Raw genomic sequence first — 13,169 nt, forward strand, 5'->3', positions numbered from 1 at the left:
CCTCCTTAGAAGGCGATGCTGGTCGAGAGCGTGTAGGTGCGCGGCGAGCCGACGAACAGGTAGCCGGCGGTGGCCGTGCCCCAGTAGTTCCGGTTGAAGAGGTTTTCGACGTTGAAGCGGAAGGTGACGGGGGTGCCGCTGATCCTGGTTTCGTAGCGGGCGCCGGCGTCGACGCGGGTCCAGCTTGGGACCGACAGGGTGTTGTCGGCGTCGGCATACGTCCTGTCGGTGTAGATGACGCGGCCCAACAGCGTCAGGCCTGGGACGAAGGGCGTGTCCCATTCGGCGCCCAGGTTGAATTGCCAGTCGGGCACGCCGATGGCCTTGTTGCCCTGCAGGTCGGGCGTGACGGCCTTGTTGATGACGGCGTCGATGTAGCTGATGCCGCCCAGGAGGCGCACGCCCTTCGTGACTTCGCCGGCAAAGCTGGCCTCGACGCCGCGATTGCGCTGTTCGCCGAACTCTCCGAAGGTGTTGCCGGAGATGCCGGAGCTGGGGCGCGTCAGTTCGAAGAGCGCGACGGTGGCCAGCATGTCGTCGTTCAGGTTGTATTTGACGCCGATTTCCTTTTGCTTGGATTTGAAGGGCGCCAGGGTTTCGCCCGGGTTGGTGATGGCGGCGCTGGTGGGCGCGGTGTCGCCTTGGGACAGGCCTTCGACGTAGCTGGCGTAGACCGAGACGTCTGGCCGCACCTTGAAGACGACGCCGGCCAAGGGCGTGGTGGCGCTCTTGTCGTAGCGCGGGCCGCTGGGCTCGCCGTTCATGAAGTTGTAGTTCTGGCCTTGCACGTTCTGCCGGCGCGCGCCCAGGGTCAGCAGCAGGCGGTCGTCCATGAATCCCAGGGTGTCGGCCAGCGCATAGCTCGTGAGCTTGGTGCTCTGGTAGCGGTTCAGGGGATTGCTGATACCGGAGATGGACGGCGTGTCGAAGGTGTTGCCCGCGTAGATGTTGGAGTTGCCGGGCGGGAAGCCGGTGTAGAAGCCCAGCTTGGAGTCCTGGTCCAGCAGTGTGTAGCTGAAGGCGACCTTGTGGCTGACCGGGCCGGTCTTGAAGTTGCCGCGCAGGCCCGCTTCGGTGGACTTGCTGTCCACCGTCATCCGTTGCCATCCGCCAAAGAAGGAGTAGTCGCCCTGCGTGTTCTGCAGGACAGGGTTCGCAGCGAAGGCGTCCCAGTTCAGCTTGCGCTGGCCATAGCCGGCGTAGGCGGTGAGGTTGTCGGTGAGGTCGTATTCGACCTTGAACACGCCGGCGCCATTGCGGCCGTCGCTCCAGCCCAGGCCGGGGTATGGATTCTTGTTGCTGGGCGCCTGGGGAATCGAGGTCAGGTCCGGGCCAAGCTGGAACTGGCGCACGACGTTGTCGATACGTTCCTTTTGCCAGAGCAGATCCAGGGACGAACGCAGTCTTTCACCGCGGTAGTCCAGCGCGACGGATCCCAGCGATTCGCGCGCGGATTGGTCTTTGATCGGCGTGTCGCCGTCGCGCAGCATCGCGTTCACGCGGATGCCGAACGCGTTGTCCGGGCCGAAGCGGCGGCCGACGTCCGCATGGACGCCGAAGACGGAATCGGACATGACGCTGCCCGTCACGCGGGTGATGGGGTCGTCGGTGGCGCGCTTGGGCACCAGGTTGACGACGCCCCCGACGCTGCCGCCCGGCGTCATGCCAAAGAGCGCCGCTGACGGTCCCTTGATGATTTCGACGCGCTCCAGGGTTTCGACCGGGGCGCGCCAGTACGGCGACAGCCCGAACATGCCGTTGAATGCGAAGTCCGCGGTCGGCACATTGAATCCGCGGATGGTGAGGTCTTCGTTGATGTTCGACCGCGCGCTGCTCATGCGGACGGCGGGATCCAGGGTGGCGACGTCGGCCACGGAGCGGGCTTGTTCGTTCTCGATGGTCTGGGCGGTGTAGCTGGTGACACTGAAAGGCGTGTCCATGACGGACGTGTTGCCCAAAATGCCCATGCGGGCGCCGCCGCCGATCTGGCCGCCTGCGATGGGCGCGGGCGCCTCGCCCAGGGCGACGGGCGCGCTGGTGACGGTGACGGTGGGAAGTACGGTGATCTTGGCGGGGTCAGGGTCGGCGGTCTGGGCCGATAACGATGCGGCATACAGCGCGGCGCTGCCCGCCAATGCCTGCTTCATGGTCATGGCGACGCGCCATTGCGCCCCTTGACGGCCTTTGATTGCTTTACCCACTGCCCACCCCGCTCATTTTTTTATAAAACGAGCATGATAAGCATTCTTATTAGTATTTTCTACGGGGTTTATCTGGATGGCGTGGCCGGAACACCGTAACGCCGGCCCTCATCCGGATCTCATCCACCCGCATCAGCCTTCGCTTGTCCATACCAAAGTTTGCCCATACCCAAGCGCTGAACGCAGCCAAATAATGGCTCGCATCAACGCCCAAAAGGCTTAGTCCGCCCCGGAATCCAGTCGCTTCCCATGCCTGGCAATCCGTCCATCGCGCGGGCCGCCGGGCCTGGTTACCTGCCCTGCCGGACACCCCGCGACATTCCTCTCCAGCCCCGATCCGCAGACTGCCAACCGCAAGGTTCGCTTGCGGGGTGGGGCTGCTTTTATCTGGCCTCATCGGCCATCAACCTCAAGGAGCAATCGAAAGGTCCTTTACCGCCCATTGGCCGCCCGCCGCAGTGACAGTGCGAATCGGGCTTCAAGCGCCAGGCGCGGCCCCAAAGGCCGCGGGGCGACTCATGACCTCATGGAAGTTCTGCACGGTTCTATCTAACGCTTACTCATATAGTTGGAGGACACTGTCATGTCAGGAAAGAACAACAACACCCCACGGGTGGACAACCCGGGCGAAGAAGACGAAGGCGGGCCGGCCACCGGCAAGTCCGCTTCCGGGGCGCCCGAGAACCCGGACTCTGACGCCGCCGGGCTCGAAGCGCTGAGCCAAGAGGCGGAACAACAAGCCGTTTTTGCCGAGGCAGGCGTGTCGGACGACCTGCTGGCGCTGCGGGACGCGATCGAAGCGCAGTTGCTGACCGCGTCCGGCGAATTCCGAACCTTCTCCGAGACCCCTTCGTCCGAAGGAATCGTCGGCGTCGGGATCGGCTTGCCGGACCCGACCAACGTCACGTTTGGCGCGGGCGGCCCCGGTGAGCCGGTGCTGACCATCTTTACCGAGAGCGCCATGCCGCAGGAGGCGGTGCTTGGCCAGGTAGCCCAGGCGGCCGGCACGCGGTCGCTATCGACCGTGCCGGTGCAGCAGGTGCCGGTGGGCGTCGTGGACGCTTATTCGCACCGCGCGCGGCATCGTCCGGCGCCGGGCGGGGTGTCGGTGGGACACGTGAATGTCACGGCAGGCACGCTCGGAAGCCGGGCGATCGGCCTGACGGCGCCGTGGACCAATCGGCACCTGATCCTCAGTAACAACCACGTGCTGGCCAATTCCAACGTTGCCAGCGTGAACGACAGCATCATCCAGCCAGGCACGGCGGATGGCGGACGCCATCCGGGGGACCAGATTGCCGTGCTGGCGCGCTGGGTGCCGATCAACTTTGGCGGCGCGGCGAATTTCGTGGACGCGGCCTTCGGCTGGGCCTGGCACGAGCGCATCCGCGGCGAGCAGTACTACCTGTCGGGCGGCAGCGCCGCGTATTACCGCACCGGCACGGCGGCGTTGGCCGCCTCGCTCGGCATGATCGTCGGCAAGAGCGGCCGCACCACGGGGCTTACCCAGGGCCGCGTGACACAGATCGGCGTGTCGGTTAACGTGAACTACGGCGGCGGCCGCGTGGCGCTGTTCCGCAACCAGATCGCCATCCAGTCGGTGAACGCCAATCCGTTCTCGGCGGGCGGCGATTCCGGATCGCTGATCTGGCATTGGGCCTCCGGCGTGCGGCCCGTCGCGCTGCTGTTCGCGGGCGGCGGTGGGACGACGTTTGCCAACCCGATCGCGTCCGTGTTTTCCGCACTGAACATCAGGCTGCTGCCCTGATCGAGGTTCCGGCCGCCCTGCCCCTCACCGGGGCGGCCGATTTCGCAGCGTTGACCAGACCAAGAGGAGTGGGAGCCATGAGCGACACACCAAAACCAGGGCCCGACTTCTCCGGCGCCGGCCCCGTCCAATTCAACCCGGGCCAGACGCAGGCAAGCGGCAAGGTTGAACAATTGCTTGCCACCGAAGAGTCGCGGCTGCTCGCTACGCCGGGCGTCGTCTCGGTCGGCGTCACCACCGGGCGTCCTGGAGAAGAGGCGCTTGCGGTGGGGGTAACGGATTCCGGCGTGGCGGCGCGACTGCCGCGCGAAATCAACGGCGTGCCGTTGGTGATTACGGTGACGGGCCCGGTGGACGCGCAGGGCCGGCGCTGACAGCAAGGCGCAGGCGCCCGCCCTGTCGTTACTTGCCGACTTGGCTGTCCACGTACACCAGGCCGGCGGCCGCCAGCTTGTCCCGCATCCCGTAGATATCCAACCCCAATTCCCCTGCCGCCAGCCGCTTGCGCTTGGCCGCCTCATTGACCAGCCGCGCGTCGCACGCGTCGGCAACTTCCGCCGCCCGGGCACGCGGCACGATGCACACACCGTCGTCGTCGGCGATCACGACGTCGCCCGGCTGCACCAGCGCGCCCGCGCACACCACCGGCACGTTCACCGACCCGGGCGTGGCCTTGACCGTGCCCTTGGCCGATACGCACTTGGACCACACGGGAAACGGCATATCCTTCAGCGCCGCGACGTCGCGGCAGCCGGCGTCGATGACCAGCCCCTGCACGCCGCGTGCGCGCATCGAGGTGGCCAGCAGTTCGCCGAACATGCCGTCTTCGCTGGAAGACGCACAGGCCACCACCACGATATCCCCAGGCCGGCAGAGTTCAATGGCGACGTGCAGCATCCAGTTGTCGCCCGGCTGGGCCAGGACGGTGACGGCGCTGCCGGCGATGGACGCGCCGGCGTAGATGGGGCGAAGGTAGGGCTGCAACAGCCCCGTGCGCTGCTGGGCTTCGTGCGCGGTCGCGACGCCGGCCGACGCCAGGCGCGCGATGACCGCGCTGTCGGCGCGCGCGATGTTCCTGACGGCAACGCTCATGCCAGTTCCCCGGTGACTTGGGGAAACACGCGCTGGTAGCCTTCGGCGTACTGGATCTTCAAGTTCGAGTTGCGCGAGGCCTGGACACCGCGCTGCAGGGCGACGCGCGTGTAGTACTCCCACAGGTGTTCCTGCGCGGCCATGGTTTCAAAGGCGCGGCGCTTCTGGTCCCAGACCTCGGAGATGTCCAGCAGGACCTCGGGCTTCCATTCGCATTGTTCGGGCTGATGCGGCTCGAACAGGAACACGGGCGGTGCGCCCAATACCGCCTGTTCGGGATGGTGGCCGTGCGCCTGCGCGATCACGCGGGCTTCCTGCGCGACGTGCGTGGCCAGCGGGTGGTCGAAGTTGTAGGGGTCTTTTTGCGAGTGGGTCAGCACGAATTCCGGCTGCAGCTCGCGATAGACGTCGACCAGTTCAAAGAGCGCCTCGTCCGACACGCGCAGCGGATAGTCGCCGCAATCCATGAAGCGGATGTCCGCGCCCAGGATGTCGGCCGCAAGGCGCGCTTCGTCGCGGCGGTCTGCCTTCACTTTTTCCAGCGTCATGCCGGGCTGCTTCCACAGCTTGGCGGATTCGCCACGCTCGCCGAACGACAGGCACACCACGGTCATCTTCCAGCCGCGCTTGGCGTACAGGGCGATGGCGCCGCCCGCGCGCCAGACGAAATCCGCGGAGTGTGCGCTGACGACCAGCCCGTTCTTTTGCCGTTCCATTTCAATTCCTCTATGCATGAAAGCCGGCACGCGCCGCCGCGCGGCGCCGTGCCGGCGCGGGCGCGTCTAGTCCGCCTTGATGCCCGCGTCCTGGATGACCTTGGTCCATTTGGTGGTTTCCGCCGCGACGAACGCGCCGAACTGTTTGTCCGTGCCCGGCGTGACGACCGCGCCCATTTCGCCAAAACGCTTTTTGACGTCGGGGTCTTTCAGTGCGGCCTGCAGCGCGGCGTTGAGCTTGGCAGTGACCTCGGGCGGCAGATCCTTGGGACCGATCAGGCCCCACCACACCGTCGCCATCGCGCCCGGCAAGCCCTGCGAGACCACCGTGGGCACCTCGGGCAGCATGGCGGCCGGTTCGTCGTCCAGCACGGCCAAGGCGCGCAGCTTGCCCGCCTTGACGTGCGAGACGACTTCGAGCGGGTTGATGGACATGAAGGAGATGCGCTGTCCCAACAGGTCCGTGACCGCCGGCGAGCCGCCCTTGTAGGGCACGTGCAGCGCCTTCATGCCGCTTTCGCGCTTGAGCAGTTCGCTGGCCAGGTGGCCCGAGCTGCCGTTGCCCGCCGACGCATAGGTCAGCTTGTCGGGATTTGCGCGGCCGTAGTCGGTCAGGTCCTTCAAGGTCTTGAAGGGCGACTGGATGGGCACCACCACGGCCAGCGGGGCGTAGCCGATCGCGCCGACCGGCGTGAAATCGTGGGCGGGATCGAACGTCAGCTTGGAGAACAGGGCGCCGTTGGCGGCCAGCGTGTTGGAGGCCGTCAGCAGGGTGTAGCCGTCGGCCTGGGCCCGGGCAACCATGTCCATGCCGATGTTGGTGGCCGCGCCAGGGCGGTTGTCGACGATGATGGTCTGCTTGAGGGCCTCGCCCATTTTCTGGCTGACGAGGCGGGTGACGATGTCCACGCCGCCGCCCGCGGCGTACGGCACGACGATGCGGATCGGCTTGTCGGGAAAGGCGGCCTGGGCGGCGGCCGGCAGCGGCGCCAGCGCGGCGGCGGCGAGCAGCGCGCCCAAACCCGCGGCGGTGACCAGGGCGCGGCGAGGCCGCGACGGGACGAAAGCCTTCATGAATGTCTCCTGTCTGTCTAGTTATCGGTGTGGGTATGGCGGCATGATGCGCGGAGTACACTCATATCGTCCAATACCGTTTTTCATGACGATCTATTTGCTTTCCAAATCGATATGGATTTCCGCCAACTGCGCTACTTCGTCGCCGTCGCCGAGGAACTGAGCTTCAGCCAGGCCGCCCGCAGGCTGCACGTCAGCCAGCCGCCGCTCAGCCTGCAGATCAAGGCCCTGGAGGAAGAACTGGGGTCGCCCCTGCTGACGCGCACGAGCCGCAGCGTGGAACTGACGCAGGCCGGCGCGCTGTTCCTGGAGCAGGCGCGCCGGGCGCTGGCCCACCTGGAACGGGCCGGCGAAGTCGTGCGGCAATCGGCGCTGGGCGAAACCGGCGAAATCCGCGTGGCATTCACCGCGTCGGTGCCGATGTTCGAGGCCTTTCCCCGCATCGTTCACGCGTTCCGCACGGACTTTCCCGGCGTGGGCGTGGACCTGAGCCACCAGTCCACCGGCCAGCAATTGCGCGCACTGGCGTCCAAGGACATCGACGTGGGATTTCTGCGGCCGTCGATCCTGTTCGTTGCGCCGCCCAACATTGCAACGGTGCCGCTCTGGACCGACCGCCTGATGGCCGCCCTGCCGCAATCGCATCCGTTGGCGCGGCGCAGCGCGCCGCTGTCCATGACGGACCTGGCGGACGAGTCTTTTATCCTGTTTCCCCGCGGACTGGGCTGCGGCCTGTTCGACCACGTGGGCGTGCTGGCCAGCCGCGCGGGCTTTGCGCCGCAAGTGGGCCAGGAGGCCCGCGAAGGCGCGACCATCATCGGCCTGGTGGCGGCGGGCATGGGCATTTCCATCCTGCCGGATACCTACATGAAGACGGGCATCCCCGGCGTGGCCTATCGTGAACTGGACACGCCCGACGCCCAAAGCCAGGTCCTGCTGGCGTATCGTTCCGAAGACGGTTCCCCGCTGGTGCAGCGGTTCCGCGAGGCCGCCGTGGCCGTGCGGTAACCGGCGCCGGCTGGCGCCTCGCAGCGGTCATTGGAAGGCCCGCGCCATGACATTGCGCCTGTTCGCCCTGACCCTTTTCGCCATGCTGGCCTTTGCCGGCAATTCCCTGCTGTGCCGGGTTGCGCTTACGCAGACGGCCATCGATCCCACGACGTTTGTCGCCCTGCGCATCGGGTCCGGCGCCTTGATGCTGTGGCTGGTGCTGCGCGCCCGCCGCGACCGCTCGCGCCTCGAAGGCACCTGGGCGGGCGCGCTGGCCCTGTTTGCATATGCGCTGGCGTTTTCTTTTGCCTATACGCATATTCCTGCCGGGACCGGCGCGCTGCTGCTGTTCGGGGCGATCCAGATCAGCATGGTCCTGTATGGCTTCCTGATCGGCGAGAGGCTGTCCGCGGTGCAAGGCATGGGCATCACCCTCGCAATCGCCGGCCTGGTGGCCCTGATGCTGCCCGGCATGGGCGCGCCGCCATTGTTCTACGGGTTCCTGATGATCGTGTCGGGCGTCGCGTGGAGCGTGTATTCGCTGCTCGGGCGCGGCACGAAGCATCCGGCAGCGGCAACCGCCGGCAACTTCATCCGCGCCACGCCGGTGGCGCTAGCGCTGTTCGCCGCGCAGTTGGCGGCGTCGCATACCCGCTTCGACGCGACAGGCGCTGCCTACGCCGTCGCGTCCGGCGCGGTGACGTCGGGCCTGGGATACATCCTCTGGTATGCCGCGCTGAAACAGTTGAGCGTGACGCGCGCCGCCACCGTGCAGCTCAGCGTGCCGGTGCTGGCGGCATTTGGCGGCACGCTGTTTCTGGACGAGCCGTTGACGGGCGTGCTGGTGATCGCGTCGACGCTGGTGCTGGCGGGCGTGGCGCTGGTGATTCGCACCCCCCGCCCGGCATAAACCCCGGCTCCTCAAAAAAAGAGGGCCGCTCGATGGAGCGGCCCGCAAGACGCCGTCACGGCCTTGTGACGGCGCACCACTTTTCAGTCGATCACACGCTATCCAGCGCCGACCGGTCCACGGCCTCGGCGGCTGCCTGCGCGGCCCGCATTTCTTCGATGAAGACCGGTGCGCACAACCCACCGATCACGGCGGCCAGGTCGTGGTCGGCGTTGTCGTACGCATGGCGGGCGCCCAGCATGTTGAGCGAGCCGATGACACGCCCCTCGTGCCGCACGGGGATGTTGAAGGCCGATTGCAGGCCGCGTTCGATCAGCATCGGGGCCTCGGAAAACACCGTGCGCACGTCGTCTTCGTTGCTGGCCACGTAGATCTGCCCTTCCTGCAGCACCAGCCGCGACCACGGGCCGTTGCCGGTGGCCTTGAAGCCGCCCAGCGGACTGATGCTTTCGTCGGACGTATGCAGCCGCTTCATCAGGCGGTGCGCTTCCAGGTGTACGAGCGCGGTGAACAGCTTGTGGCCGAAGGCTGCTTCGAGCAAGGCCGAGATCGCGCTCCACTGCGCCTCGCGATCTGCGGCCAGGCCCAGCTTGCGGGCGTGGGCCGCCAGCGGGCCCAGCGCCAGGACGGATGCCGCCGTCATGCGTTGATCTCCTCGAGCACGACGCCGCGCGTGTTCTTGCCGTAGAACAGGATGCCCAGCCCGCCGACCAGCAGGATGGCGGTCATCATGGCGAACACGCCGGCAAAGCCCAGCACCGGATACGCCACGCCCACGATGGTCGGCGACGCGATCGAACCGATGCGGGCGAAGGCCGAGGCCGCGCCCATGCCGGTCGCGCGGATCGACGTGGGATAGATTTCGGCGGTGTACGTGTACTGGCCGGCGATGACGCCGTTCATGCCGAAGGACAGCAGCATGCTCAGCATGATGATCTGGTGCTCGCCGCTGGCCAGGGCAAGGCCCAGCGCGGACAGGCACGACAGCAGCATGTAGGCCAGGATGGTGTACTTGCGTCCGATCCGGTCGTTGAAGTAGGCGGCCGAGAAGTAGCCGGGGATCTGCGACAGATAGATCAGGATGGTGTACGAGAAGCTCTTGGTGATCGTGAAGCCGCGTTCCACCAGCAGGCTGGGGATCCACACCAGGAAGGCGTAGTAGCAGAACAGCACGGTGATCCAGAACACCCACACCAGCACGGTCGTGCCCAGGTATTGCTGGGAGAACAGCGACGCCAGCTTGGCCATCGCGGTCTGCTGGTCGGCGGGCGTCGGCGCGGCCTTGCGCGTCGCGACCGGCTTGGGCAGCGGACGGCCGGTGCTCTGCTGCACTTCGGCTTCGATAACTTCGCAGATGCGATTGGCTTCGGCGGTCTGGCCGGTGTGTTCGAGCCAGCGTGGCGATTCGAACAGCGACTTGCGCCACCACAGCAGGAAGATGACGGGCACCGACGCGATGATCATGATCCAGCGCCAGCCGTCATCGCTCATCGGAACGATGAAGTAGCCCAGCAGCGCCGACAGCACGAAGCCGAACGAGAAAAAGCCCGCCAGCGCGCCCGTGAAACGGCCGCGGTACTTGCTGCTGACGAACTCGGCCAGGTAGGGCGCGATGATGGCGCCTTCGGCGCCCATGCCGATGCCGGCAATCATGCGCAGGATGTAGAACTCGTGATAGTTGCGCGCGAACGCGTTGAAGAACGTGGCCACGCAGAACAGCAGCAGGGCCCACATCATGATCTTCTTGCGGCCGTAGCGGTCGCCCAGGATGCCGGAGAACAGCGCGCCGACGAGGAAGCCGACGTAGGTGCTGCTGGCGATCCAGCCGATCTGGCCGGTGGTCAGGCCCCACTGCGTGCGCAGCGAGGGGATGATGAAGGCAATGATGCCAGCGTCCAGGGCTTCAAAGGCAAGCCCGAGGCCGCCGATCAACAGCAGCCGGAAGTGGAAGCTGCTGAAGGGCAGCCGCTCCAGGCGGTCGGATACGGAATACATGATGGGAATTTCCGGAGTAAAGAAGAAGGTGAACGTCAGCAGGCGTTCTTGTGCAGCAGGCCGCGATTCATGATCAGCTTGATCGAATCGGGTTGGGTGAGCAGCGCGATGTCATCCAGCGGATTGCCGTCGATCAGCAGCAGGTCGGCGTAGGCGCCTTCGCACACTTCGCCCAAGAGGCCCTGCTGGTTGAGGATCTCGGCGCCGATCAGGGTCGCCTGCTGGATGACCTTGGCGTTGCCCAGCACGCGGCTGCGCAGCACCAGTTCGTCGGACTGCATGTAGTGGGTTTCGCCCAGCAGGTCGCTGCCGTAGCCCATCTTCACGCCGACGTCGTCCAGGATCTCCAGCGCGGTCAGGCCCTGCGTGCGCACGGTGGCGATCTTTTTCACCGAGTCCAGCGGCAGGCCATAGCGCTCGCCGTCGTTGGCCAGGCCTTCGTAGGTGATCAGCGTGGGCACCATATAGGCGCCGTGTTCCTTCATCACCTGCGCGGCCTCGCGGTCGACCAGGTTGCCGTGCTCGATGGTGCGCACGCCGCAACGCACGGCGCGCGTGATGGCGCGCGGCGTATAGGCATGGGCCATGACGTAGGTGCTGGCGTTGCTGGCTTCTTCCACGATGGCGATCAGCTCGGCCTCGGAGAAGCCCAGGTTCTGGATCGGATCATTGGGCGAAGCCACGCCGCCGGACGCCATGACCTTGATCTGCGTGGCGCCCTTGAGGATTTCCTCGCGCACAGCCAGACGGCAATTGTCCACGCCGTCGACCACGCGGCCGATGTTGCCGATCTTGACCGAGCAGGGGCACGGGTCGAGCTCGTCGTTGCGCGGGCGGAAGTCGCCATGGCCGCCCGTCTGGGACAGGGCCTTGCCCGAGCAGAAGAGGCGCGGGCCGTCGATGGTGCCGTCCAGCACGGCCTGGGCCAGCGCCCAATCCGCGCCGCCCGCGTCGCGCACCGACGTGAAGCCGCGGTCCAGCATGCCCTGCATGATGGGCAGCGCGCGCAGCAGCGCCAGGGCGTTGGGCAGGGCCGCGACGCGGCCCAGGTTGAACGACGACGCCACCACGTGCACGTGGCAGTCGATCATGCCGGGCATCAAGGTCATGCCCTTGGCATCCACCACCTGCGCATCCGCCGGGGCGGGCTCATCGCCGCCGATCCGGGTGATCAGACCGTCCTGGACCAGCACGGTCGCGGCGCTTTCGAGGGCCAAGGTTCGGGTATTGAGGATCCTGCAATTCTTGATGACAACCGGCTTCATAATCAACCACGTAAACAGTTCAAAACGCCTGGAAATGACGGCATGCCGAACTCTACCGGTACAATTCGGGGGTCCGATACCGGGTCTCCCCCTATGCGTTCGACACAAATTCGAACAGCCTTATGAGCATTACTCATACCCCCTCCTGATACCTCCGCCTGATACCTCCGCCTGATATCTCTCATGAGACGCCGCTGCCCCACCCTTTCCGAGTTGAATGCGTTCTCCGCGGCGGCGCGGCATCTGTCGTTCTCGAAGGCCGGGAAAGAGCTGTTCGTCACGCAAAGCGCCATCAGCCGGCACATCGCCACGCTGGAAAGCTATCTGGGGCATGCGCTGTTCATCCGGGGCACCAACGGGCTGCAATTGACGCGCATGGGCGCCACATACCTCAGCCTGATCCGCCCGGCCCTGCATACGCTGGAAAGCGCCACGTCGCAGGTCATGGCGACGCAGCAGTCGGCAAAATCCCTGAACGTATCGGCGGCGCCCACCTTCGCCGCGCAGTGGCTGTTTCCGCGCCTGAAGACCTTCCGCGAGGTCAACCCGGATATCTCGATCAACTTCGTGCGGTATAGCGTCGCCGATTACAAAAGCACCGAACTCGATTTCGATGCGTCGATCCAGTACGGATACGGCGACTGGCATGACGGCGACGCCAAGTACCTGACGGGGCGGGAAACGCGCCTGGTCTGCTCTAGGGAATATCTGGAACAGCATCCCATCGGCAGCCTCGAAGACATCAAGCAATGCACGCTGCTGCAGCACATCGAAATTCCGCTGTCATGGGAATACTGGTTTTCGACGTACCTGGGCGATTATGACCGGGCGCGCTTCGGCCCCGGCTTCAATCTGTTTTCGATGATTATCCAGGCGGCATCGTCCGGCTTTGGCGTGGCGCTGATGCCGCACTGCCTGATCGAAAAGGAACTGGCCACCGGACAACTGGTGGACATATTCGATCGCACCTTTGAAAGCCCGCTTGGCTATTATCTGTGCGCCCCGAACTGGCGCAGCAACATGGAAAGCTACGAGCGCCTGAGCCAATGGCTGGCGCACGAGTGCTTTCATGGCCCGGAAGCCAGCGCCACGACGTCAGTCAAGGCGTGCGCCACCGATTGCCCGTATTGCGCCACGTCCGGCCCTCACAACTAGCGC

The 13,169-nt window shown here is 65.8% G+C and carries 12 protein-coding genes; 5 read left to right on the forward strand and 7 right to left on the reverse strand.

Going from position 1 to position 13,169, the window contains the following annotated elements; all coding sequences use genetic code 11:
- Positions 1–5: 5 nt before the first annotated feature.
- Entirely contained in the window at positions 6–2,153 is a 2,148-nt protein-coding gene (locus BXA00_RS06300) for a TonB-dependent siderophore receptor (protein WP_076517173.1), read from the reverse strand.
- Positions 2,154–2,784: 631 nt separating this feature from the next.
- Here BXA00_RS06300 and BXA00_RS06305 point away from each other — a divergent pair.
- Entirely contained in the window at positions 2,785–3,969 is a 1,185-nt protein-coding gene (locus BXA00_RS06305) for a S1 family peptidase (RefSeq protein WP_231952220.1), read from the forward strand.
- Between the two features lie 77 nt (positions 3,970–4,046).
- The gene (locus tag BXA00_RS06310) at positions 4,047–4,343 is read left to right on the forward strand and encodes a hypothetical protein (protein ID WP_076517176.1); all 297 of its coding nucleotides are present in this window, start codon (positions 4,047–4,049) and stop codon (positions 4,341–4,343) included.
- Between the two features lie 28 nt (positions 4,344–4,371).
- On the opposite strand, the gene BXA00_RS06315 is transcribed toward BXA00_RS06310, so the two are convergent.
- The 3 genes from BXA00_RS06315 to BXA00_RS06325 all read right to left on the reverse strand — a co-directional run bounded on the left by BXA00_RS06315 (position 4,372) and on the right by BXA00_RS06325 (position 6,851).
- A complete protein-coding gene (locus tag BXA00_RS06315) occupies positions 4,372–5,061 on the reverse strand; it encodes a 4-carboxy-4-hydroxy-2-oxoadipate aldolase/oxaloacetate decarboxylase (RefSeq protein ID WP_076517178.1) in 690 nt (229 codons plus the stop codon).
- Positions 5,058–5,777 carry a PIG-L deacetylase family protein gene (locus tag BXA00_RS06320; protein ID WP_076517180.1) on the reverse strand — a complete coding sequence of 240 codons (720 nt, stop codon included), beginning with the start codon at positions 5,775–5,777 and terminating at the stop codon, positions 5,058–5,060. Before BXA00_RS06320 ends, BXA00_RS06315 begins: the two co-directional genes overlap by 4 nt.
- Positions 5,778–5,843: 66 nt before the next feature.
- A complete protein-coding gene (locus BXA00_RS06325; protein WP_076517182.1) occupies positions 5,844–6,851 on the reverse strand; it encodes a tripartite tricarboxylate transporter substrate binding protein in 1,008 nt (335 codons plus the stop codon).
- 114 nt (positions 6,852–6,965) lie between these two features.
- On the opposite strand from BXA00_RS06325, the gene BXA00_RS06330 reads away from it, so the two are divergent.
- Together BXA00_RS06330 and BXA00_RS06335 are read left to right on the forward strand one after the other, a co-directional pair.
- A complete protein-coding gene (locus BXA00_RS06330) occupies positions 6,966–7,859 on the forward strand; it encodes a LysR family transcriptional regulator (RefSeq protein ID WP_076517184.1) in 894 nt (297 codons plus the stop codon).
- Between the two features lie 46 nt (positions 7,860–7,905).
- Complete coding sequence (locus tag BXA00_RS06335) at positions 7,906–8,751, forward strand: DMT family transporter (RefSeq protein WP_076517186.1); 846 nt, start codon at positions 7,906–7,908, stop codon at positions 8,749–8,751.
- 91 nt (positions 8,752–8,842) lie between these two features.
- Here the strand turns inward: BXA00_RS06335 and BXA00_RS06340 are convergent, their stop codons facing one another.
- From BXA00_RS06340 to BXA00_RS06350, 3 genes are read right to left on the reverse strand one after another with little or no spacing between them, the layout of a single operon-like run.
- On the reverse strand, positions 8,843–9,394 hold the full coding sequence (locus tag BXA00_RS06340; RefSeq protein ID WP_076517187.1) for a GAF domain-containing protein: 552 nt from the start codon (positions 9,392–9,394) through the stop codon (positions 8,843–8,845).
- Positions 9,391–10,746 (reverse strand): MFS transporter, encoded by a 1,356-nt coding sequence (locus BXA00_RS06345; protein WP_076517188.1) that lies wholly within the window; start codon positions 10,744–10,746, stop codon positions 9,391–9,393. The genes BXA00_RS06340 and BXA00_RS06345 overlap by 4 nt, the downstream gene beginning before the upstream one ends.
- A gap of 35 nt (positions 10,747–10,781) precedes the next feature.
- Complete coding sequence (locus BXA00_RS06350) at positions 10,782–12,011, reverse strand: amidohydrolase family protein (protein ID WP_076517190.1); 1,230 nt, start codon at positions 12,009–12,011, stop codon at positions 10,782–10,784.
- Positions 12,012–12,224: 213 nt separating this feature from the next.
- Here BXA00_RS06350 and BXA00_RS06355 point away from each other — a divergent pair, with 213 nt between their 5' ends.
- Positions 12,225–13,166: a LysR substrate-binding domain-containing protein gene (locus tag BXA00_RS06355; protein ID WP_076517192.1), complete on the forward strand. Its 942-nt coding sequence runs from the start codon at positions 12,225–12,227 to the stop codon at positions 13,164–13,166.
- Positions 13,167–13,169: the final 3 nt, after the last annotated feature.

The organism is Achromobacter sp. MFA1 R4 (assembly GCF_900156745.1).
Classification (GTDB): Bacteria; Pseudomonadota; Gammaproteobacteria; order Burkholderiales; family Burkholderiaceae_B; genus Achromobacter.

Coding starts and splice junctions, on each gene's coding strand:
- BXA00_RS06300 (WP_076517173.1), bottom strand. CDS start 2,153: ATGACCATGAAGCAGGCATTGGCGGGCAGCGCCGCGCTGTATGCCGCA.
- BXA00_RS06305 (WP_231952220.1), top strand. CDS start 2,785: ATGTCAGGAAAGAACAACAACACCCCACGGGTGGACAACCCGGGCGAA.
- BXA00_RS06310 (WP_076517176.1), top strand. CDS start 4,047: ATGAGCGACACACCAAAACCAGGGCCCGACTTCTCCGGCGCCGGCCCC.
- BXA00_RS06315 (WP_076517178.1), bottom strand. CDS start 5,061: ATGAGCGTTGCCGTCAGGAACATCGCGCGCGCCGACAGCGCGGTCATC.
- BXA00_RS06320 (WP_076517180.1), bottom strand. CDS start 5,777: ATGGAACGGCAAAAGAACGGGCTGGTCGTCAGCGCACACTCCGCGGAT.
- BXA00_RS06325 (WP_076517182.1), bottom strand. CDS start 6,851: ATGAAGGCTTTCGTCCCGTCGCGGCCTCGCCGCGCCCTGGTCACCGCC.
- BXA00_RS06330 (WP_076517184.1), top strand. CDS start 6,966: ATGGATTTCCGCCAACTGCGCTACTTCGTCGCCGTCGCCGAGGAACTG.
- BXA00_RS06335 (WP_076517186.1), top strand. CDS start 7,906: ATGACATTGCGCCTGTTCGCCCTGACCCTTTTCGCCATGCTGGCCTTT.
- BXA00_RS06340 (WP_076517187.1), bottom strand. CDS start 9,394: ATGACGGCGGCATCCGTCCTGGCGCTGGGCCCGCTGGCGGCCCACGCC.
- BXA00_RS06345 (WP_076517188.1), bottom strand. CDS start 10,746: ATGTATTCCGTATCCGACCGCCTGGAGCGGCTGCCCTTCAGCAGCTTC.
- BXA00_RS06350 (WP_076517190.1), bottom strand. CDS start 12,011: ATGAAGCCGGTTGTCATCAAGAATTGCAGGATCCTCAATACCCGAACC.